Here is a 21,239-nt window from a genome sequence, read left to right on the forward strand (position 1 = left end):
TCTAGAATAGAATTGTCATGAGACTTGTTTTCTAAGGTTTAGAATGACAAAAAATGGAGGATGGATCGACATGATTGATGTCAATGCTCATTACTTTGGTTCCATAATTAATGGAGTGGAAAGAAAGGGAGAAAGAAAACGTTTAGAGGTATTTAATCCATATAACAATGAAATTATTGGAAAAATAGCATGTGCAAATTTAGAGGACGTTTATGATGCAGTTGATACTGCTCAATATGTTTTCCAGAGTACGATGAAGACAATGCCTGCACATAAGCGCTCAAATATTTTGCGGAAAGCTGCTGATCGATTAGAAGAACAATCAGAATCTTTTTCCCAAGTGTTAACATTGGAGGCAGGTAAACCAATTCGTGAAAGCAGGGCTGAAGTGGCTCGTGCTGTTCAAGTTTTAAGGTTTGCATCAGAAGGGGCAAAGTCGATTTATGGCGAACAAATTCCTATGGACAGTGCAGTTGGTGGTGAAAATCAAGTTGGTATATCCAAGCGGGTTCCTTTGGGGGTAGTAGCGGCTATTACACCATTTAATTTTCCATTAAATCTTGTGCTTCATAAAGTTGCTCCAGCAATAGCAGTTGGAAATACAATCGTTTTGAAGCCTGCCGAAAAAACACCATTATCTTCTGTACTGCTTTATAAAATATTTGAAAAAGCGGGACTTCCAGATGGAGTGTTAAATATAGTTATGGGATCAGGTCAAGAGCTTGTAGAGCCACTGGTGACGCATCCATTCGTTAAAAAAGTTACTTTTACTGGAAGCGGTGCGGTAGGGTGGAAAATAAATGAAATGGCAATGCGGAAGAAAGTAACACTTGAGTTAGGGTCAAATGCACCAAACATTATTTTTGAAGATGGAGATTTGGATGGTGCTGTTCGTTCAATTGTAATGGGAGGTTATACATATGCAGGCCAGGCATGTGTTTCCGCCCAACGAATTTATGTCCATGAAAGCATATATGATTCATTTACTGAGAAACTTGTTGCTGAGGTAGAATCTTTAAAAATAGGAGACCCACTTGAAGAATCAACTGAAATGGGTCCAATGATTACAGAGGAAGCAGCTAAACGGGCTCAATCTTGGGTTAAAGAGGCTATTGATCAAGGTGCAGAATTATTGACTGGAGGCAAAAGAGACGGAGCAATATTAGAGCCAACTGTAATAGGAAATGTGTTACCTGAAATGAAGGTTGTTTGCGCAGAAGTATTTGCACCGATTGTCAGTGTAATGTCATTTTCATCAGAAGCGGAAGTAATTGCACATGCTAATGATACTGATTATGGGTTACATGCAGGTGTTTTTACGTCGGATATTAATCGGGCAATGCGTGTAGCAGATGCTATTGAAACTGGTGGTGTTTGGATTAATGAAGTGTCTGTTCGACGTTATGATCATATTCCTTACGGGGGCGTGAAGAATAGTGGTATCGGAAAAGAAGGGGTTAAATATGCAATGGAAGATATGATGGACACAAAATTTATTGGAATCAAACTCTCTTAAGATTTTGCAGGAAATAGATATCCAAATTTATATGAGGAGTGGGTAAGTATGAAAGTAAAAACGGCTGTATTACGAACTTCAGGAGCAGCTTCTCCATATTCAGAAAGTAAGCCAATCAAGATTGAAACGCTAGAATTAGATTCTCCAGAGCATGGAGAAGTATTAATTCAAATAAAAGCAGCTAGTCTCTGCCACTCAGATTTATCTGTCATTAATGGAAGCAGACCGAGACCATTGCCTATGGCGCTTGGGCATGAAGCTTCAGGTGTTGTTGTTGAGGTTGGTGAAGGTGTTACAGATTTGGAGTCGGGTGATCATATTGTATGTGTATTTGTCCCAAGTTGTGGACACTGTGTGCCATGTAAGGAAGGCCGTCCCGCATTATGTGAACCAGGAGCAGAATCTAATACAGCAGGGACATTAATTAATGGAGGAATTAGACTCCACGATGATGAGGAAAACGTTAATCATCATGTTGGTGTATCCGCCTTTTCAGAATATGCAGTGGTATCTAGGAATTCATTAGTCAAAGTAGAAAAGGATATTCCATTTGAAAAACTAGCCCTATTTGGTTGTGCGGTTATTACTGGCGTTGGAGCTGTTGTTAATACTGCGAATATTAAATTGGGGAGTACAGTCGCGATTGTTGGTCTTGGTGGCATCGGTTTAAGTGCATTGCTTGGCGCTGATTCAGCAGGAGCAAGCAGAATTGTTGCAGTCGATATCAACGAAGCAAAATTAAAAAAAGCCAAGGAACTAGGGGCAACAGATACATTTAATTCAAAAGATCCTAATGTGATAAAGCTAATACGTGAAGCCACAGCTGGTGGGGTGGATTATGCATTTGAAACAGCCGGAGTAGTACCAGCGATGGAAGTTGCATATGGTATTACAAAACGAGGGGGAACCACTGTTACAACAGGACTACCACATCCGGAACACCATTTCTCTTTCCCATATGTCAGCTTAACTGCCGAAGAAAAAAGTATCAAAGGATCTTACGTTGGTAGCTGTGTTCCAGATCGAGATATTCCTAATTATATCAATCTATTTAAACAAGGTAGACTACCAGTTGATAAACTGATGACAGATTTTATTTCGATAGATGAGATAAATGAAGGGTTTGATAAGCTGGCAAAGGGAGATTCGTCGAGGGTTATTGTTAGGATGTAGATGATTTACAAGAGTTGCTCGATTAATGAGTGACTTTTTTGTTTTAGTACTAAGTAATTAAGTGAGCAAGATATGAGATGTTAGCCTGCTTTTTTATTTAAACATACTTAAAGTGTGATAAGGATAAGCATTCAAAAAATATATGAACGTACTGTAATCTGGGAATGTAGGTACAGTATGCTCGCTAAACAGAAAGGAGAGCTTTTCGAATGAGAAAGGTTTATTATAAGGATATAGTAAGTAAAGTAAAATTACTCTGCCAAGAAGCAAACTATGATTTAGGGCAAGACGTTATGATGGCCTTTGAGCAAGCAGCTCGAACAGAATCATCTGACATTGGGAAAGAGGTACTTAATCAGTTAATAGATAATGCAGCTATCGCAAGTGAAAATCGTGTTCCAATGTGCCAAGATACTGGAGTTTCTGTATTTATTGTTAAGCTTGGGCAGGAATGCCATATTACTGGTGGTAGTTTATATGAAGCAATAAATGAAGGTGTCAGAAAAGGTTATGAAGAGGGTTATTTACGTTATTCTATCGTGGATAACCCGTTGACCAGAAAAAATACCGGAGATAATACTCCCTCTGTTATTCATGTAGAAATAGTTGGAGGAGATGAACTGGAAATTCAAATGACTGCTAAAGGCGGAGGTGCAGAAAATATGAGTGCTCTTAAGATGCTAACTCCCAGTGACGGAGTGGAAGGAGTAAAAAAGTTCATTCTGAATACAGTGAAAGTGGCAGGGCCAAATGCTTGCCCTCCATTAGTAGTAGGAATTGGCATTGGTGGAAATTTTGAATGCTGTGCTTATCTGGCAAAAAAATCTCTATTTAAACCTGTTGGTGAGCGACATTCAAATCTAGAGATTGCTAAACTAGAAGAGGAATTAATTCAATCGATTAATGCACTCGGAATAGGACCACAAGGATTAGGAGGGAATACAACGACTTTAGATGTAAAGATTGAAGTAGCTCCCTGTCATATAGCGGCGCTTCCTGTTGCAGTGAATTTAAACTGTCATGCGAGCAGACATAAGCATGCAGTATTATAATTTACTATTTTAATAGCTTTTACCTAACAATAAGAATTTTGGAGGATAGGCATGGTTCAAAAAAAAATCAGTGTACCATTCAATGATGAAGGAGCAATAAAGTCACTTCAAGCAGGAGACCAAGTACTATTAAGCGGAACAATTTTCACAGCGAGAGATGCAGCACATAAAAGAATGGTGGAGCAACTGGAGAAAGTGGAGAAACTTCCTGTCGATTTAACAAATCAAGTTATTTATTATGTGGGTCCAACGCCTGCAAGACCCGGAGATGTTATTGGTTCTGCTGGACCAACAACAAGTAGTAGAATGGATAAATATACACCTTGTTTACTTGAAAAAGGTTTAAAAGGAATGATTGGAAAAGGTTATCGTAGTCAAGCGGTTATCGATGCTATTGTAAAGAATGATGCGGTGTATTTTGCAGCTATTGGTGGATCGGGTGCTTTATTAGCGAAACGTATTAAATCAGTTGAATTAGTTGCTTATGAAGACCTGGGGACAGAAGCAATCCGGAAGCTGGAAATAGAGGATTTTCCTTGCATGGTTATTAATGATTCAGAAGGAAACGACTGGTATAAAGAATCCCAAGCTGCATATAAGAAAAGTAAAGAGTAAGAATAGAATGTTTATAGATGTCATGCTTACAATAACACATCCGGGTAGAATGAGCATTGTAATGGAAAACGTGCCCCGTACCAAATCCTAATGGTACGGGATCATTCGTTATCCTTTAATTTTTTCCTTTGCTCTTAGTATAGATTAAAGGAATTAGAGAGAAGGGTGTAATCTATGTTTTTCAAAATGAAAGGCAAGCATCAACCCAATAGAATAAAGATGTCAGGAAACATAGTCTCGTTCTTATTTTCTACAGTCATTTTTTTAGTGCTATTGTTTCTGTTGCCAGAAGATATAGACTGGTCAGCAAAAGCGACAATATCGATTATGGTTTACGGGTTGCTATTATGGGCTTTTGAATCACTGCCGCTTGGAATGACCTCTGTCCTCGTACTTGTTTTGTTACTATTTTTACATACTGTTTCAGTAGATGTCGTATTAAGTGGTTTTGCATCCCCCGCTGTATTTTTAATTATTGCTGGAATGATGATTGCTAAAGGGGTTAATGAAACTCCTTTAATGAACAGAGTTACCTATTGGATGCTTCAAAAATGGGGATCATCTGCAAAGGGTATTTTTATCGGGATATTTTTACTTATGCAAATTCAAGCCTTTTTTATACCGGCAACTGCAGTACGGGCTTCATTAATGGTTCCTGTTGTTGTTTCTATACTCAAATCGGTTGGGGCGCAAAAGGGAAGTAATTTTAGCAAACTTATGCTTATAGGCACAGCATATGCAGGTAATATCAGTGGTACGGCAATTTTAACAGCTGCTATTGGGAATATATTAACAATAGAGATTTTACAATTATATGTTGGAAGAACAATATCATATTTGAACTGGTTTCTGTATACATTTCCTATCTGGTTAATTTTAATTATTGTTATTCCCTATATTGTATGGAAATGCTTTCCACCTGAAGAATATTCCTTTGATAAATTACAATCAACTATGAGAGAGCAAAACCAGGAACTCGGTAGACTTACCAGCTCCGAAATAAAATGTATTGTAATTTTATTCATTACAGTACTTCTGTGGATGACCGAATCATTACATGGCTATCATCCAACAGTTCCGGCTTTAATGGCAGTATTTTTAATGGCAATGCCTGGAATTGGTTTTGTGGAATGGAAAAAGCTAGTAAATATAAATTTTGATTTAGTATTATTAATCGGGGCAACTCTTTCTTTAGGTTTTGCTTTAATTGAGTCTGGAGCAATTGAGTTACTAGAAGTTCTTATTACATCAGAATACATATTAAATGTATTTTCGAATCCGTGGATTTCTATATTCGTGGTTATCTTAGTATCGCAACTTTATCACCTAGGTGTAACCAATGTATCGACTGCGGTTGTAACTTTACTGCCTGTATTGATTAGTCTGTCTCTACAGACTGGTCTGGATCCTGTAGTTATAAGCTTTGCTTCAGCAATAACAATGTTGTTTGGTTATATATTAATTGTGGAAACAATGCCAAATGTTGTTGTTCATGGAACAGGATTGGTCAGCCAAAAGGATTTTTATCTTCCTGGTATTTTGTCCACAATTGCGAGTACGATTGTAACCTTGATTGTCGTATTTACGTGGTGGAAGTGGCTGGGGTTTTGGCCGTAATTGGTGAACTTTTTCGTCGTGACAGGAGCTTAATCATTTCTGGTTCTGCAAGGAACGGAGTAATAAGCGTAAATGGCAGGCACAGTATGATTGGATAATTGAGGTATGGAATAAAAAAACACAAAGAAAACCAGGATATAAAGTTTATCCTGGTTTTCTTTTCGATAAGAATAATCTTAATTTATAAATTTAATATAAATTTTCTGACTACATACTTGACATTCAAAAACTAACTAACTAGAATAAAAAATGAAAGCGATTACAAATGGTTTGTCAGGATGTGTGATGAATGTCTTTACGTGAAAGAAAGATAGCAAAGAAAAAGGAAGAGATTTTACGTTCTGCGGTTCATATTTTTGCAGAAAAAGGCTACCAAGGAACGACAATGGAAGATATCGCCGCAAACCTCCTCATGACGAAAGGTGCTGTTTATTATTATTTTAAAGATAAGCAGGACCTACTCTATCAAAGTCACCAAATGCTGCTGGAACGCAGTATTGAAAATGTGAAATATATCCAACAACAAGACATATCTATAGAAGAGAAGTTGAAACAATCCATGGTTGTTCATATTGAGCATGTTATTCATGAACAATCTGGGTTTGAACTCATGTTGAAGCTGGAACAATTCTTTTCAGAAGAACAGCAGGAAAAGTTACGCGAGCTTCAGGCAAAGTATAGTCATTGTTTTGACGAAATAATTCAACAAGGAATCCACACGCAAGTATTTCGCAACTTAGATAAGAAAATTGCTCGAAATATTCTTTTTGGCGCGATGAATTGGGTGACACAGTGGTATACAGCTGATGGAAAAAAAGATAAAAAAGAAATCGCTGCAGTTATTGCAGATTACGTAATGCTCATGCTGCTAAAAAATAAATAAAAGTAAGGGTGGGTGGACTCGATGAAACTAGTAAGTACTGTAGCTGTGATTACAGGAGGAGCATCAGGACTAGGTGAGGCGACAACTAGAAATATAATTAAAAATGGCGGAAAAGCAGCCATTCTTGATTTAAACGAAGAGAGAGGGAAGATTCTTGCAGAAGAGCTAGGGACAAGTAGTTTATTTGTTGAGACGGATGTTACAGATGAAAAAAGTGTAGAGCGAGCACTGAATGAAACGGAAAATCATTTTGGAAAAGTTAATGTAGTTGTCAATTGTGCTGGGATTGCAATTGCTGAAAAAACTTATGGAAGAAGGGGCGTGCATGATTTAGCAGCCTTTTCTAAGATTATTCAGATCAATTTGATTGGAACGTTTAATGTTATTCGTTTAGCAGCAGAGCGGATGGGTTCCAATGAACCGAATGAGCTTGATGAACGTGGTGTAATTATCAACACAGCTTCTGTTGCTGCATTTGAAGGACAGATTGGACAGGCTGCATATAGTGCTTCTAAAGGTGGCGTTGCTGGGATGACACTTCCGATTGCTCGTGATCTTGCTCCATATGGAATCAGAGTGATGTCAATAGCGCCAGGTCTTTTTCTAACTCCAATGTTTGAAACTTTACCTGAAAAAGCAAGAGAGGAACTCGGTAAAATGACACCATTCCCATCACGATTGGGTAAACCTAGTGAGTATGCGCTATTAGTGCAGAGTATTATCGAAAATCCAATGTTGAATGGAGAAACAATTCGGCTAGATGGTGCGATCCGGATGCAGCCGAAATAACAAGGAGAGAAGTTAACTATGAGAGAAGCAGTAATCGTCGCGGCAGTCAGAACTCCAGTAGGAAAACGGAACGGATCATTGAGTGGTATTCGAGCAGAAGAGTTAGCCGCAAAACCACTGGCAGAAGTAGTGAAGCGAGCAGGAATTTCACTGGGCTTGGTTGAGGATGTCATCATGGGCTGTGTTACCCAGGTGGGGGAACAGGCTTTTGATATTGCAAGACAAGCAGCTTTAATAGCTGGTTATCCAATCGAAGTACCAGGTACGACCATTGACAGACAGTGCGGTTCAAGTCAGCAGGCAGTTCATTTTGCAGCGCAAGCAATTATTAGCGGAGATATGGATGTAGTTCTTGCAGCAGGGATTGAAAATATGTCACGGGTACCGATGGGCTCCAATATGCAAGGGGTTAAACTGAGTAATGCATTAACAGGAAACTATGAAATTATTAATCAAGGTTTATCAGCAGGACGTATCGCGGAAAAATGGGGAATCACAAGACGAGAGATGGATGAATTTTCATTAAACAGTCATGAAAAAGCGGTGGCAGCTAGAAAGAAAGGTCATTTTGAAAAAGAGATCATGCCACTTGAGGTTACACATTCGGATGGAACAAAAACAATGTTAAAGGAAGATGAAGGTCCACGTGCTAACTCATCTATCGAGAAGCTAGCAAGTCTGGCTCCAGCTTTTAAAGAGGACGGAACGATAACGGCAGGGAATGCGAGCCAAATTAGTGATGGTGCAGCAGCAATCCTTTTAATGTCACGAGAGAAAGCGGAAGAGCTTGGGCTAAAGCCAAGATTCCGAGTTTTAGCAAGAACGGTAGTTGGTTCTGATCCGACATTGATGTTAACTGGACCAATACCTGCAACAGAGAAAGTATTAAAAAAAGCAGGACTGACGATTGAAGATATCGATGTTTTTGAAGTGAATGAGGCATTTGCTTCTGTTCCAATTGCCTGGCTGAAAGAAACTGGAGCAGACACTGCGAAGTTAAATCCAAATGGTGGTGCTATCGCACTCGGTCATCCGTTAGGTGCAAGCGGGGCAAGGTTGATGACGACGATGATACACGAGCTTGAGCGTACCGGAGGACGTTTCGGGTTACAGACGATGTGTGAAGGACATGGCATGGCAAATGCAACCATTATTGAAAGACTCGATTAAGCTTTGAAAGGGTGAGAGGTATGGTTTTACAAGCGATACGTGTACTTGATCTCACAAGACTGCTGCCAGGCCCATATTGTACATTAATGCTTGCTGATTTTGGTGCAGAGGTAATTAAAGTAGAGGATCCAGTGGCTGGAGATTATTTAAGAGACTTTGAACCAAAGCTTGATGCGGATAGCGCAGTCTTTCATTCTCTAAATCGCAATAAAAAAAGTATCTGTCTCGATTTAAAAACCGAAAAAGAACGAAGCCATTTTTTAAAGCTAGTAGAAACTGCGGATGTTGTTATGGAATCGTTTCGTCCAGGAGTAATGAAGAGGCTTGGACTTGACTATGAAACATTGAAACAAATAAATCCGAGACTGATTTATTGTGCTATTACTGGCTATGGACAGACCGGTCCATATAAAGACAAACCTGGACATGATATAAACTATCTTAGCTATGCGGGCTTATTACATGTGATGGGGGAAAAGGATCGCAAACCAGTTATCCCAGCTACACAAATTGCTGATATTGGTGGTGGAGCATATCCGGCAATTGCGGGGATTTTGCTAGCATTATTTGAACGGGAGAAAACAGGAAAAGGACAGCTTGTGGATGTATCGATGCTGGACGGGGTCGTATCTTGGATGCACATGCTATTGCCAAATGCTTTTGCTGAACGAGAAGTAACTCGGGGGGAAGAGCTTTTGAACGGAGGGTTTGCTTGTTACCAAGTATATGAAACGAAAGATAATCGGTTTCTATCGATGGGTGGCATTGAACAAAAGTTTTGGAAGGTTTTTTGCGAAGGAATCGAAAGACAGGATTTCATTGACTGTTTAGATGCTCCAAAGGAGAAACAAGAGCAGATGATACACGAAACCCAAACGATTATTGCCAGGAAAACGTTGGAGGAATGGTTGGATATCTTTTCTGAAAAGGAAGCATGTGTTACACCAGTGAAGATAATGGAAGAAACACTGGAAGATTCGCAGCTGCAGGCAAGAGAAATGATACAAACAATAGCTCACCCTGAATTAGGTAACATGAAGCAAATTGGCAACCCGATAAAATTGTCGGAAAGCCCTAAAGAAACTTTTTTGCCGGCACCAAAACGTGGTGAACACACGGAATTAATTCTTCGAGAAATAGGCGTATTAAATTAGTTATCTATATTTTAATTAATAGAGAAGGGGAAATGCCCAATGATGAACACGCAATTGACACTGCCTTTTATGATCAATCATACGGAAAAGTATTATGCGAAGAAAAAGGTTATTTCACGAACACTATCTGGAACCCATTCGTTTACGTATAAGAAAATCGTGAAAAGAATGCGATCGCTTGCTAGTGCGCTTGAATCTCTTGGGATAGAAAAGGGAGATCGAGTTGGAACGTTCGCTTGGAACCACCATCGTCATCTGGAAGCATATTTTGCTGTTCCAAGTATGGGAGCAGTTTTGCATACAATTAATATCCGGCTTTCAGAAGAGCATCTCATTTACATTATTAATCATGCAGCGGATAAGATTCTTTTAATTGACCCCGATTTACTGCCACTAATTGAAAGAATTCAAGACAGGCTCCAAACAGTAGAGGCTTTTGTTGTAATGACAGATGAAGCATTTTTACCAGAGTCAAAGTTAACATCTTTATATTCATATGAAGCGCTCGTACAAGATGCTGATCCAACATATGAATTTCGGGAAGATTTAGATGAGAATGATCCAGCAGGATTGTGTTATACATCTGCCACAACTGGAAAGCCAAAGGGTGTGCTATATACGCACCGGGGAATCTACTTGCATAGTATGGCACTTGGAATGGCGAATACAGTTGGCTTGTCGGAAGCTGACATAGCTATGCCAGTTGTACCTATGTTTCATGTGAATGCTTGGGGGATACCTTTTGCAGCAGCTTGGCTTGGTGCAGATCAAGTGCTGCCCGGACCTTCGCCTACACCGCAAATATTAGCGTCTCTAATCGAAGAAAACCAAGTGTCAATAACGGCCGGAGTTCCTACAATTTGGCTCGGTTTATTAAAAGCACTTGAGCAGGGAAGCTACAACATGAAAAGCTTACGAGCTGTTTTATGTGGGGGATCGGCAGCGCCAAAAGGAATGATAAAGGCGTTTGAATCAACGTATGGTATTCCTTTTATCCATGCATATGGTATGACAGAAACGTCACCACTTGCAACGGTCTCCAGGTTGAAAAGTTATCAATCAGATTTATCGGAGGCAGATCGATTAGAATTCCGATCAAGACAAGGAATGATTGTTCCAGGTCTTGAGCTTAAGGTTGTAAATGAAAATGGTGAGGTTGCAGCAGATGGAGAGGAAATGGGGGAAATGTTGATTCGTGGCCCGTGGATAGCGGATCAATATTACAAGGATGAACGAACGGCGGATGCTTTTCGTGATGGTTGGTTACACACTGGAGATGTTGTCACGATAGATGAGGAAGGTGCGGTAAAAATCGTCGATCGTACAAAGGATCTTATTAAGAGTGGTGGCGAATGGATTTCGTCTGTTGATTTAGAGAATGCATTAATGGCACATGAAGCAATTTATGAAGCGGCTGTTGTTGCGATTCCAGATCCAAAATGGCAGGAACGACCGATAGCTTGTGTTGTACTTAAAGAAAACGCGAATGTCACAAAAGAGGAAATACTTGCGTTTTTAAAGACACAGTTTGCGAAATGGTGGTTACCGGATGAGGTTTTATTTTTAGAAGAAATTCCAAAGACGTCTGTCGGTAAATTCCTGAAAATGGCATTGCGTGATCAAGTCAAGAAACAATTAGCAATTTCCAATGAGTAATACATGATTATTTTATGGAAACAAAAAAGTAAAGGAGATTGAAGAAAATGGAATTAAACGAGTTAAAGCAGCAAATGACACTACCAGTCATTATGGCTCCAATGTTTTTAATTTCTAATCCAACCATGGTCATCGAAGCTTGTAACGCTGGAATCGTTGGTTCTTTTCCAGCCTTGAATGCCAGAACTACGGAAAAGCTGGATGCGTGGATGGAAGAAATAAAGTCGGAACTCACACAACGGAAAGAGCAAAATCCAGGCCGTAAAATTGCGCCATGGGCTATTAATTTTATTAGCCATAATTCTAATAAACGTTTTTTGGAAGACCTTCAACTAATTGAAAAGCACCAGCCACCAATTGTCATTACATCACTTGGAGATCCGAGTCCGGTAGTAAACATCGTTCACAATTATGGTGGGATCGTACTCTCCGATGTTATTAACATCAAATTCGCAAAAAAGGCGCTGGAAAAGGGAAGTGATGGTCTTATTCTAGTTTCCAGTGGTGCCGGAGGTCATGCTGGGATATTAAATCCAATTGCCTTTGTTCATGAAGTACGAAGCTTTTTTGACGGGCCACTCATACTTGCTGGTGCGATGTCTAAGGGTGAGGATATTCTAGCGGCACAGGTTTTGGGAGCAGATTTTGCTTATTTTGGAACTCATTTTATTGCTGTAAAAGAGAGCGGAGCTAGTGAGGGTTACCAGAGTATGGCAATCGCATCATCAATCGATGATATTGTTTATACCCCTGCATTTAGTGGTGTTCCAGCTAATTATTTAATTCCTAGTATTATTAATTCCGGTCTGGATCCGAAAAACCTACCAGAAAATAAAAAAATGGATTTTTCCGAGCTAGGAGATCCAACTATACGTGCATGGAAAGATATATGGGGAGCTGGACAAGGTGTTGGTGGAATTGAGAAGGTACAGTCCATTGCAGAAATTACCGAGGAGCTGAACAAGCAATATCAAGCCGCACAGGAAAAAGTGAGTCGGGAATATAATTCTATTGTGAAACAATAAGGGGGGCTCAACATGTCAGAAGTGGTACGAGTAAAAAAAGAAAACAAGATTGCTTATATTTCAATGAATCGGCCGGAAAAACGAAATGCGCTATCAGTTGAAATGGCAGATGAGCTAGTAGCTGCTTTAGAGGATGCAAATCAAGATGATGACGTGAAGGCAATTATTCTTTACGGAGAAGGGAAAGCGTTTTCCGCTGGTGGTGACCTTGAAGCAATAAATAGCCTGAATAACTCAGTGGAAATTATGAAGTACATGAAGCGTGCTTTAGCAATCATCCAAACGATAAGGAATTTGGATAAATATGTTGTAAGTGCGGTTCATGGTTTTGCTGCTGGTGCTGGATTTAGTATTGCAGTTGCAGCAGACTTTGTTGTTGCACAAAAAGATGCAAAATTCGTATGCAGTTTTACGAATGTCGGGATTATTCCAGATCTTGGCCTCATCAAGGCATTAGCAGAAAAGCTACCGGCTAATCTTGCAAAGGAGTGGATTTCTTCGGCTCGTCCGATTTCAGCAACTGTTGCTCATGAAAAAGGCGTTATTAATCGCGTAATTGAAGGAAATTTATTAGAAGGTGCAACAGAGTTTGCTCAGTTTATTGTTGATGGTCCACCACTTGCCAATCAGTTTGTAAAACAATTGGTTAATCATTCACAGGAACTAACTTATGACACGAACGATATGCAAGAAACAGCTGTACAAACGCTACTCCTTCAGACAGAAGATAATGAAGAGGGAATTCGTGCTTTTTTTGAAAAAAGGAAACCTAGCTTCAAAGGTAAGTAGTTATCATGCATCACAAAGGGGAGGAGAAAATGCATCAGACATCTGAAGAGAAAGAGGAAATTAATCTGCTTAGTAAAAGCGCAGCAGAATTTTGTAGAAAGGAAATTGCTGATCACTATGCTACTTGGGAAAAGCAAGGAAATATTCCAAGAGATTTATGGAATAAGCTTGGAAATCAAGGGTTTCTTTTACCAGAGGTACCTGAAGAATACGGTGGGCTTGGAACGACATTTTTATATTCGACAACGATTATTGAAACGTTTAGTAGATTAGGATATAACTCGATTGCCGCTAATTTATCGGTCCATGATACAATCATTGCACAATATCTATTAAACTACGGCACAGAAAAACAAAAGAAACACTACCTTCCGAAAATGGCGACCGGAGAATTGATTGGTGCAATTGCTATGACCGAACCAGCAGCAGGAAGCGATTTGCAAGGGATTAAAACGATCGCTAAGTATGATAGAAAACAAGCAGCTTATCAATTAAATGGTTCTAAAACATTTATTACAAATGGACAGCATTGTGATTTTGTTGTCGTTGTTGCAAAAACAAATTTGGATGTAAAGCCATCTCGAGGAATAACGTTGTTCATCGTGGATGTTCCTGTAGCTGGTTTTGAACGAGGAACGAATCTGGATAAAATTGGTCTGCATTCCTGTGATACATCAGAATTATACTTTGAAGATGTTCTTGTAACGGAAGCTGCTATCTTGGGAGAAAAGGATCAAGGCTTTAAGATTTTAATGAGCGAGTTACCGAGGGAACGATTAATTGTTGCAAACAATGCTGTAGCTTCGATGGAAGGAATAATTGAGCAAACGGTTCAATACGTGAAAGAGCGTGAACTTTTTGGAACAACGCTCGCCTCCTTTCAAAATACCCAATTTGTTTTAGCAGAAGTGGCAACGAAGGCAAGGGTTCAACGCTCCTTTGCTAATGAATGTACAAATCTATTAATTAAGGGAGAATTAGATACAGTAACAGCAAGCATGGCTAAGTTAAGCTGTACCGAGGTTCAGGGAGAAGTGATGGATCATTGTCTACAGCTTTTTGGAGGATATGGGTATATGACAGAATATCCCATCGCCCGAGCATATGCAGATGCAAGGGTACAACGAATTTATGGCGGATCCTCGGAAGTAATGAAGTTAATTATTGGTAAAGATCTATTCTTATAAACGATTAAAGACGAAGGAGTTGTTACGATGTTATCACCACTTACACCACTAGATTGGAAAAGACGTGCAATCAAATACTATCCAGAAAAAGTTGCTGTTATTGATGGAGAAAAGGAATTTACGTATAAAGAATTTGGCAATCGGGTGGATAGGCTCTCCCAAGCTTTAATCGAAACTGGGATCGGGGAAGGAGATCATGTTGCAGTGATGCTCCCGAATACGCATTATATGCTTGAGTGCTTCTATGGGATTTGTCAGTTAGGTGCTGTTATGGTGCCATTAAACTACCGCCTCACTGCAAACGATTTAGCGTATATTATTAACCATAGTGATGCTAAAATGCTGATCGTTGATGAGGAATTTGCTAAACCAATTGAGGAAATTCAAGAGAAGCTATCGTTGGAAACGATTATTGTTGTTGCTGTTGATGATCAAAAGACTTCTTTAACTGGAATCGATTACGAGAATTATCTAAGTGGCGTACAAGCAGACCTTATGCTTCCTTCGGTGAATTTTGATGAGAATCAGCTTTTAACGCTTAATTACACAAGCGGAACGACTTCACATCCAAAAGGTGTGATGCTAACGCACAGGGGCAATTATATGAACGCGGCTAATTTTTTACATCATTTGCGTGTGGAGCATGATGATGTCTATCTACATACATTGCCAATGTTTCATGCAAATGGCTGGGGAGGCGTTTGGGCAATTACCGCAGCAGGTGCTACCCATGTATGTTTACGAAAAGTAGATCCTCCACTTATTTTAGACCTGTTTGAAAAACGAAGGATTTCATTGTTATGTGGAGCACCAACAGTAATCAATATGCTAGTGAACGAGCCAAAGGCAAAGGATGTTAAGATAACGACTCGACCACGGATGGCAACAGCTGGTTCACCACCTGCAGCGGCACTTATCCATAAAGCCCAGGAGATTCTCGGTTTAAATATGATTCATGTTTATGGTTTAACAGAGACATCTCCATTTATCCTCTACTGTGAGTGGAAAAAAGCGTTTGATGGCAAATCAATGGATGAACAAGCAACGATAAAAGCGAGGCAAGGAATTGAGCTTGCCTTTAATGGCGAAACAAAGGTTGTCCATCAGGATGGCGAGGAAGTACGCTGGAATGGGGAAGAATTAGGTGAAATCATTACAAAAGGAAATGTAGTTATGAAGGGCTATTATAAAGATGAGGAAAAAACGAATGCAGCAATTAAAGATGGCTGGTTCCACACGGGAGATCTTGCTGTAACCCACCCGGATGGATTTATAGAAATTCGTGACCGCGCCAAGGATTTGATTATCTCCGGTGGCGAAAATATATCTTCTACGGAGGTTGAAGGTATGTTGTACAAGCATTCAGATGTCCTTGAGGTGGCTGTGATTGCGATTCCAGATGAAAAATGGGGAGAGGTGCCGCTTGCCATCATCGTGCTTCAACCCGATGCGACGTTGACAGAAGATGAGGTAATTCGCTATTGTCGTGATAATATGGCACATTTTAAAGCACCAAAGGCTGTGAAATTTGTGGAAGCGTTACCCAAAACTGCAACGGGTAAATTACAAAAGTACCTGTTACGTGAAATGTTCTGGGAAGGAGAAAGGAAAGTTAACTAATAAGAAGTAGAACGAAGCTATGCTTAAGTGTGTTTTTAGAGAAGGAAGTGAATTGTTGTGTTAGAAGAATACGGAATCCAATTAGTTAAAATTGACCTTCCCTTTCGCCTAAACCATGTAAATTGTTTTCTGGCAGAGGGGGAAAATGGTTTTCAAGTAATTGATACAGGGCTGCATAATAAATCAACTGCAGAGCGATGGGAGAAAGAATTGGATGGTAAGACAGTAACAAATATTATCATTACACATTACCATCCAGATCATTTTGGTTATGCTGGAGGGTTGCAGAAAAAGATGGCTGCAAAAGTTTCGATGTCACGTATTGATGCTGAGGCAGGTCTGGTAGCATGGCAGGAACATTTTTTAAATGGTCTGCATGAAAACTATCAGCTGTCGGGAATTCCTGCAGATGTTGCAACTAAAATGAGCTCGAATACAAGGGAATTTGTACCGCTGGTAACACCATATCCAAATGTTTACCATTATTTTGAGGAAGGTGAATCGATTCCGATTGGAAAATATGAATATGAGGTGATTTTTACACCTGGACATTCAGATGGACTAGTAAGCTTTTATAACAAAGAAAAAAATATGCTGCTTTCAACCGATCATATTTTACCAAGCATCACACCGAACATTTCCTACTGGTTTCATGGTGACCCAAATCCTTTAGGAACGTATTTTACCTCATTAGCTAAAATAAGAAAATTGGATGCTGATTTAGTCGTACCATCACATGGAAACCCATTTAACGGTGCAAGCAAACGGATTGATGAAATTAGAGCACATCATGATGAACGATTAGGTGTACTTATAGGTATATTAAAAAATGGACGTACGATTTATGAGGCTACCGAAAAGCTTTTCAAAAGGCAGCTGACCATTCATGAAACAAGGTTTGCGGTTGGTGAAACACTCGCCCACTTGGAATATCTACGGTATAACGGGGAGTGTCAGCGGGAAATTAGAGATGGGAAGTATTGGTATACACTGTAAATTGGGTCCCAGATAAACGATTTAATTGTTTACCTGGGATTTATTTATGCCTACTAATAAACATATAGATTAACAATGTCCATTAAAAAAGCTAAGATAAGATAGATGGAGAATGGAATAGGAGGGGTTCGATATGATTACACATTTGCAGGATACCGTTACATTAAATAATGATGTGAAAATGCCAGGGTTTGGACTTGGAGTTTATAAGGTTGAAGATGGAGAAACGGTGGTCAATGCTGTTAAAGCGGCATTAAAGTATGGGTATCGCAGTATTGATACTGCATCTTTTTACGATAATGAGGTCGGGGTTGGGCAGGCAATCAGTGAGTCTGGTATCCCTAGAGAAGAGCTTTTTATTACATCGAAGGTTTGGAATGATGAACAAGGCTACGAGAGCACGTTGGAAGCCTATGAAAGAAGTTTACAGAAATTAGGGCTTGCGTATTTAGATCTTTATCTCATTCATTGGCCAGTAAAAGGAAAGTATAAGGAAACGTGGCGAGCTATGGAAAAATTATATAATGAGGGCAGGGTTCGGGCAATTGGTGTTAGCAATTTTCATGTACATCATTTACAGAAATTATTAAAGGATAGTCATGTTCAACCTGTCATTAATCAAGTAGAATTTCACCCGCATTTAAGCCAAATGGAGCTGCGGGAATTTTGCGCAAATGAAAATATTAAGTTTGAGGCATGGTCACCATTAAAACGTGGACAATTGTTTGATGATCCAACACTTATAGAAATTGCAAAAAAACATGGGAAAACAACAGCGCAGATCATTTTGCGCTGGGATATTCAGCATGAAGTTATTACCATTCCTAAATCGATTACAGATGAAAGGATTAAAGCGAATGCGGACATATTTGATTTCTCACTCACAAAAGAGGATATGGAAAAGTTGGATGCGATGAATAACAATGATCGGGCAGGGACAAATCCAGATAGCTATGATCTTTAGAAATGCAACATGCTACATTTGAATTCTAACTATGAAACAGTGTACATAGAATGAATTAGGTCAGAAAAAGAGTAAAAAGCAATTGCCAATTTGACCAATTCAAACAGGAGGTGTACGTATGACCGGTCGCAAACTGATTTGGATCGTCACCGTACTATCACTTCTCATTATTTCTGTTTTAATCATTGTTTCAGCGTTAAATAGCACTGAAGATGTGGTGGATGATCAGTGGAACATTCACTCCCTTATGCATGAAAACCTTTTTCACTAAAAAAGAAAAATCTTACATCTATCATATCAATGATGCAAGGTTCAAATGAATCTGCATCATTTATGGAAGTAGGAAAGTAAAATAACTTTTCTACTTCCATAAGTGCAACTAGAGCATTCGCCTATAGCCGAATGCTCTGTTTTCTAATGTTTAGAGTTTAAATTTTTCTAGTAATAGCTTAGAATTTAATTGATGAAATTGCTAAGAGAGGTTATTTTATGAAACGACTGATAGCCGTAATGATATGTATACCAATGCTGTTATTGAGCGGATGTTTTAATGCAGTAGCTGTATCTGTAGTATCAGATATGTATGAAGCAGCTTTATTGGAAGATGATGAATTAGTAGAAACATATTTTTCCGAGGATTATCTAGCGAGGCACCCGCTAGAAGAGTTATCGGACGAGTTAGCGGAAGACGTTCACAATCGTGGTGGGATAAATTTACTAAATATGAAAGAGCTTCAAGAAAGAAATCTCCAGAAAGATATCTCCCAGGATCTGAATAATGTGTATGATGAGGACTGGCGTTTTATCGTGGTTCAAACAGGTGAAAACACCATTAAAACATGGGTAGTTTTAAGAGGTGAAACACAATATTACATTGTAGATGGTCAGGTGATGGATGTTAAGACGTATAATCGTGAAGTATTGAAATAGCTAGAAGCCATTGTATAGGTTTAAGAAATAAGAAAGGTTCATCCTTTCTTGTTTTTATGCGATTCTATCAACAGTATAGAGATTGGCATGTATGTTCAATATTAGAAATTATAATAAGGTATATTATAATTTCTGATAATCCGAATTTACAGAATCTATTGACTTATAAAAAAGCAACTGTTTTAATAAAAGAAAATAATAGCTTAATCGTCAAGATGAGATTTCTGGTACGTACGACATGACATCACTACTAGTATACATGCAAAGGAGGATGTAGATGATTAATGCTGATTTACCAATTCCATTACACGCACAAATTAGTAATTTGCTGGAAAAGCAAATTCGAGTTGGAGCATATCAAGAAAAGATACCCAGTGAGCGAGAATTAATGGATATGTATGCTGTTAGCAGAACGACAGTCAGAGAAGCTGTTTCCAAATTAGTAAATGAAGGAAAACTTCAAAAGGTTCATGGAAAAGGTACATTTATTTCTGAACATCCCCCAATACAAGAGTGGTTAACCTCATTAAATAGCTTTACCGATACGGTAATAAGAACGGGAATGAATCCGAGCAGCAGGCTATTATATTCTGGAAAACTATTACAGCAAGATGGAGTGAAGATATTTGAATTCAACAAGGATGCTTATTTAATCGAGCGGTTGCGTTTTGCAGATAACATTCCAGTAGCAATTGAAAAGCACTTTTATCCATCCGAAATAGGAATAAAGCTTTCAGCATTTGACTTAAATACAGCAACAATTTACGATCTGTTAGAAAATGAACTATCTATCAATTTAAGTGAAGCAGAGCAATCAATTACAACCCATCAAGCTAATAAACAAGAAGCTGCACATTTAGAAATACCTGAATCCTCAACTGTACTTTGTACAGAAAGAGTTATTTATGATCAGTTTGGAAAAGCTGTTGAGTCTTACCAAGGCTTATATCGTCCGGATATGTATGTTTTCCGTATCAAAATAAAAAGAAAACTAACATAAATGTAAGCGTTATCAAATGAGAGGAGTTATTTGATGAAAAAAGTGAAATCCACTGTTATTATCCTCCTAGTTATTTTAGCCTTCTTAAGTTTTACGTTGATTGGAAATAATGTACTCAATCAAAATGCTATTGCTGGTCAATCTGAGGAAATAACACTGCGACTTGGTCAATCAAAAGCTGGTAGTCACCCAGTTTCAATCGGAATTAACAAATTTGCGGAACTAGTTGAGGAGAAGTCAAATGGAAAAATAACCGTGGATACATTTCACGATTCTCTGCTCGGAAGTGATAGAGAAGTAATCGAAAGTGCTCAGAGAGGAAGTCTGGAATTGGCCAGCTCCTCTACTCCAAATATGACTAGCTTCACAAATTATTTTACCGCTTGGGATCTTCCTTATATTTTTGAGAATAAAGAAGAAGTGTATAAAGCCGTAGATGGGAAGCCAGGAGAAATCATTCGAAAGGAAATGGAAAAGTCAGGATTCAAAGTTATATTCTTTCCTGACTATGGATTTCGTCAGGTTGTTAATAACGTAAGACCAGTTAAACTTCCAAAAGATATGGCCGGGCTTAAAATTAGAACAACAAATTCTAGAATTGAACAAGCTGATTTTAGTGAATTTGGTGCAAGTCCGACACCTGTAGCTTGGTCAGAGGTCTTTACTGCATTGCAGCAAGGTACAGTAGAAGGAGAAGGAAATAGCTATTCTTTGCTTTGGGATTCCAAACATCAAGAGGTGTTAAATTATGCTACTGAGGTGAATTATAATTACAGTTCGGACATCGTTGTTATGAATAAAGATAAATTTGATGCACTATCAAAGGAATATCAAGATATCATTATGGAGGCTGGCCTAGAGGCAACGGAATGGCAACGTGATCTTGCGAATGAAAGAGAAGATGAAGCAAAGCAGCAGTTTATTGATTATGGAATTGAAATCTATGAACCAACAGAACAAGAAATGAAGATATGGAAGCAAACTGCAGAGCCAGTTTGGGATCAGTTTGTGAAAGAGGGAGTGGCAGAGCCTGAGTATGTCGACATCATTCTTGAAACACTTGGGAAGACAAGGGAAGACATCTTTAAATAATCTATTTCAGT

The 21,239-nt window shown here is 38.9% G+C and carries 20 protein-coding genes; all 20 read left to right on the top strand.

The genetic code is table 11. The features are described 5' to 3' along the window. Nucleotides 1–43 precede the first annotated feature (43 nt). Nucleotides 44–1,516, top strand: a complete 1,473-nt coding sequence (locus NYE61_RS19745) for an aldehyde dehydrogenase family protein (RefSeq protein ID WP_303447561.1) — start codon at nt 44–46, stop codon at nt 1,514–1,516. 48 nt (nt 1,517–1,564) lie between these two features. Beyond that, on the top strand, nt 1,565–2,689 hold the full coding sequence (locus tag NYE61_RS19750; protein ID WP_303447562.1) for a zinc-dependent alcohol dehydrogenase family protein: 1,125 nt from the start codon (nt 1,565–1,567) through the stop codon (nt 2,687–2,689). A gap of 209 nt (nt 2,690–2,898) precedes the next feature. Further along, nucleotides 2,899–3,741: a fumarate hydratase gene (locus NYE61_RS19755; RefSeq protein ID WP_303447563.1), complete on the top strand. Its 843-nt coding sequence runs from the start codon at nt 2,899–2,901 to the stop codon at nt 3,739–3,741. Nucleotides 3,742–3,792: 51 nt separating this feature from the next. After that, nucleotides 3,793–4,356, top strand: a complete 564-nt coding sequence (locus tag NYE61_RS19760; protein WP_303447564.1) for a Fe-S-containing hydro-lyase — start codon at nt 3,793–3,795, stop codon at nt 4,354–4,356. A 219-nt stretch (nt 4,357–4,575) separates the two neighbouring features. Continuing rightward, a complete protein-coding gene (locus NYE61_RS19765; RefSeq protein ID WP_303447565.1) occupies nt 4,576–5,973 on the top strand; it encodes a DASS family sodium-coupled anion symporter in 1,398 nt (465 codons plus the stop codon). A 289-nt stretch (nt 5,974–6,262) separates the two neighbouring features. Continuing rightward, nucleotides 6,263–6,856 (top strand): TetR/AcrR family transcriptional regulator, encoded by a 594-nt coding sequence (locus tag NYE61_RS19770; RefSeq protein WP_095310888.1) that lies wholly within the window; start codon nt 6,263–6,265, stop codon nt 6,854–6,856. A 21-nt stretch (nt 6,857–6,877) separates the two neighbouring features. Further along, nucleotides 6,878–7,645 carry a 3-hydroxyacyl-CoA dehydrogenase gene (locus NYE61_RS19775; RefSeq protein ID WP_095310885.1) on the top strand — a complete coding sequence of 256 codons (768 nt, stop codon included), beginning with the start codon at nt 6,878–6,880 and terminating at the stop codon, nt 7,643–7,645. An 18-nt stretch (nt 7,646–7,663) separates the two neighbouring features. Then, entirely contained in the window at nt 7,664–8,815 is a 1,152-nt protein-coding gene (locus tag NYE61_RS19780; RefSeq protein ID WP_303447566.1) for a thiolase family protein, read from the top strand. 20 nt (nt 8,816–8,835) lie between these two features. Beyond that, nucleotides 8,836–9,969, top strand: coding sequence for a CoA transferase (locus tag NYE61_RS19785; protein ID WP_303447567.1), 1,134 nt, complete (start codon nt 8,836–8,838; stop codon nt 9,967–9,969). Nucleotides 9,970–10,008: 39 nt separating this feature from the next. Next, nucleotides 10,009–11,625 carry a long-chain fatty acid--CoA ligase gene (locus NYE61_RS19790; protein ID WP_118889857.1) on the top strand — a complete coding sequence of 539 codons (1,617 nt, stop codon included), beginning with the start codon at nt 10,009–10,011 and terminating at the stop codon, nt 11,623–11,625. Nucleotides 11,626–11,672: 47 nt separating this feature from the next. After that, nucleotides 11,673–12,650, top strand: a complete 978-nt coding sequence (locus NYE61_RS19795; protein ID WP_303447568.1) for a nitronate monooxygenase — start codon at nt 11,673–11,675, stop codon at nt 12,648–12,650. 12 nt (nt 12,651–12,662) lie between these two features. Then, nucleotides 12,663–13,439 carry an enoyl-CoA hydratase/isomerase family protein gene (locus NYE61_RS19800; RefSeq protein WP_303447569.1) on the top strand — a complete coding sequence of 259 codons (777 nt, stop codon included), beginning with the start codon at nt 12,663–12,665 and terminating at the stop codon, nt 13,437–13,439. A gap of 29 nt (nt 13,440–13,468) precedes the next feature. Next, nucleotides 13,469–14,626 carry an acyl-CoA dehydrogenase family protein gene (locus NYE61_RS19805; protein WP_303447570.1) on the top strand — a complete coding sequence of 386 codons (1,158 nt, stop codon included), beginning with the start codon at nt 13,469–13,471 and terminating at the stop codon, nt 14,624–14,626. 27 nt (nt 14,627–14,653) lie between these two features. Then, the gene (locus NYE61_RS19810) at nt 14,654–16,246 is read left to right on the top strand and encodes a long-chain-fatty-acid--CoA ligase (RefSeq protein WP_303447571.1); all 1,593 of its coding nucleotides are present in this window, start codon (nt 14,654–14,656) and stop codon (nt 16,244–16,246) included. Nucleotides 16,247–16,303: 57 nt separating this feature from the next. Next, nucleotides 16,304–17,242, top strand: a complete 939-nt coding sequence (locus NYE61_RS19815) for an MBL fold metallo-hydrolase (protein ID WP_303447572.1) — start codon at nt 16,304–16,306, stop codon at nt 17,240–17,242. A gap of 133 nt (nt 17,243–17,375) precedes the next feature. Then, the gene (locus tag NYE61_RS19820; RefSeq protein ID WP_251659272.1) at nt 17,376–18,206 is read left to right on the top strand and encodes an aldo/keto reductase; all 831 of its coding nucleotides are present in this window, start codon (nt 17,376–17,378) and stop codon (nt 18,204–18,206) included. Between the two features lie 118 nt (nt 18,207–18,324). Next, nucleotides 18,325–18,477, top strand: a complete 153-nt coding sequence (locus NYE61_RS19825) for a hypothetical protein (protein ID WP_251659270.1) — start codon at nt 18,325–18,327, stop codon at nt 18,475–18,477. Between the two features lie 218 nt (nt 18,478–18,695). Beyond that, on the top strand, nt 18,696–19,136 hold the full coding sequence (locus tag NYE61_RS19830) for a hypothetical protein (protein ID WP_095310863.1): 441 nt from the start codon (nt 18,696–18,698) through the stop codon (nt 19,134–19,136). A 277-nt stretch (nt 19,137–19,413) separates the two neighbouring features. Continuing rightward, nucleotides 19,414–20,136, top strand: coding sequence for a GntR family transcriptional regulator (locus tag NYE61_RS19835; RefSeq protein WP_118889864.1), 723 nt, complete (start codon nt 19,414–19,416; stop codon nt 20,134–20,136). Between the two features lie 33 nt (nt 20,137–20,169). Then, nucleotides 20,170–21,228 (top strand): TRAP transporter substrate-binding protein, encoded by a 1,059-nt coding sequence (locus tag NYE61_RS19840; RefSeq protein ID WP_339316399.1) that lies wholly within the window; start codon nt 20,170–20,172, stop codon nt 21,226–21,228. The last annotated feature ends 11 nt before the right edge of the window (nt 21,229–21,239 follow it).

Source organism: Oceanobacillus sp. FSL W7-1304, assembly GCF_037969805.1.
GTDB lineage: Bacteria > Bacillota > Bacilli > Bacillales > Amphibacillaceae > Oceanobacillus > Oceanobacillus profundus.

Coding starts and splice junctions, on each gene's coding strand:
- NYE61_RS19745 (WP_303447561.1), top strand. CDS start 44: ATGACAAAAAATGGAGGATGGATCGACATGATTGATGTCAATGCTCAT.
- NYE61_RS19750 (WP_303447562.1), top strand. CDS start 1,565: ATGAAAGTAAAAACGGCTGTATTACGAACTTCAGGAGCAGCTTCTCCA.
- NYE61_RS19755 (WP_303447563.1), top strand. CDS start 2,899: ATGAGAAAGGTTTATTATAAGGATATAGTAAGTAAAGTAAAATTACTC.
- NYE61_RS19760 (WP_303447564.1), top strand. CDS start 3,793: ATGGTTCAAAAAAAAATCAGTGTACCATTCAATGATGAAGGAGCAATA.
- NYE61_RS19765 (WP_303447565.1), top strand. CDS start 4,576: ATGTCAGGAAACATAGTCTCGTTCTTATTTTCTACAGTCATTTTTTTA.
- NYE61_RS19770 (WP_095310888.1), top strand. CDS start 6,263: ATGTCTTTACGTGAAAGAAAGATAGCAAAGAAAAAGGAAGAGATTTTA.
- NYE61_RS19775 (WP_095310885.1), top strand. CDS start 6,878: ATGAAACTAGTAAGTACTGTAGCTGTGATTACAGGAGGAGCATCAGGA.
- NYE61_RS19780 (WP_303447566.1), top strand. CDS start 7,664: ATGAGAGAAGCAGTAATCGTCGCGGCAGTCAGAACTCCAGTAGGAAAA.
- NYE61_RS19785 (WP_303447567.1), top strand. CDS start 8,836: ATGGTTTTACAAGCGATACGTGTACTTGATCTCACAAGACTGCTGCCA.
- NYE61_RS19790 (WP_118889857.1), top strand. CDS start 10,009: ATGATGAACACGCAATTGACACTGCCTTTTATGATCAATCATACGGAA.
- NYE61_RS19795 (WP_303447568.1), top strand. CDS start 11,673: ATGGAATTAAACGAGTTAAAGCAGCAAATGACACTACCAGTCATTATG.
- NYE61_RS19800 (WP_303447569.1), top strand. CDS start 12,663: ATGTCAGAAGTGGTACGAGTAAAAAAAGAAAACAAGATTGCTTATATT.
- NYE61_RS19805 (WP_303447570.1), top strand. CDS start 13,469: ATGCATCAGACATCTGAAGAGAAAGAGGAAATTAATCTGCTTAGTAAA.
- NYE61_RS19810 (WP_303447571.1), top strand. CDS start 14,654: ATGTTATCACCACTTACACCACTAGATTGGAAAAGACGTGCAATCAAA.
- NYE61_RS19820 (WP_251659272.1), top strand. CDS start 17,376: ATGATTACACATTTGCAGGATACCGTTACATTAAATAATGATGTGAAA.
- NYE61_RS19825 (WP_251659270.1), top strand. CDS start 18,325: ATGACCGGTCGCAAACTGATTTGGATCGTCACCGTACTATCACTTCTC.
- NYE61_RS19830 (WP_095310863.1), top strand. CDS start 18,696: ATGAAACGACTGATAGCCGTAATGATATGTATACCAATGCTGTTATTG.
- NYE61_RS19835 (WP_118889864.1), top strand. CDS start 19,414: ATGATTAATGCTGATTTACCAATTCCATTACACGCACAAATTAGTAAT.
- NYE61_RS19840 (WP_339316399.1), top strand. CDS start 20,170: ATGAAAAAAGTGAAATCCACTGTTATTATCCTCCTAGTTATTTTAGCC.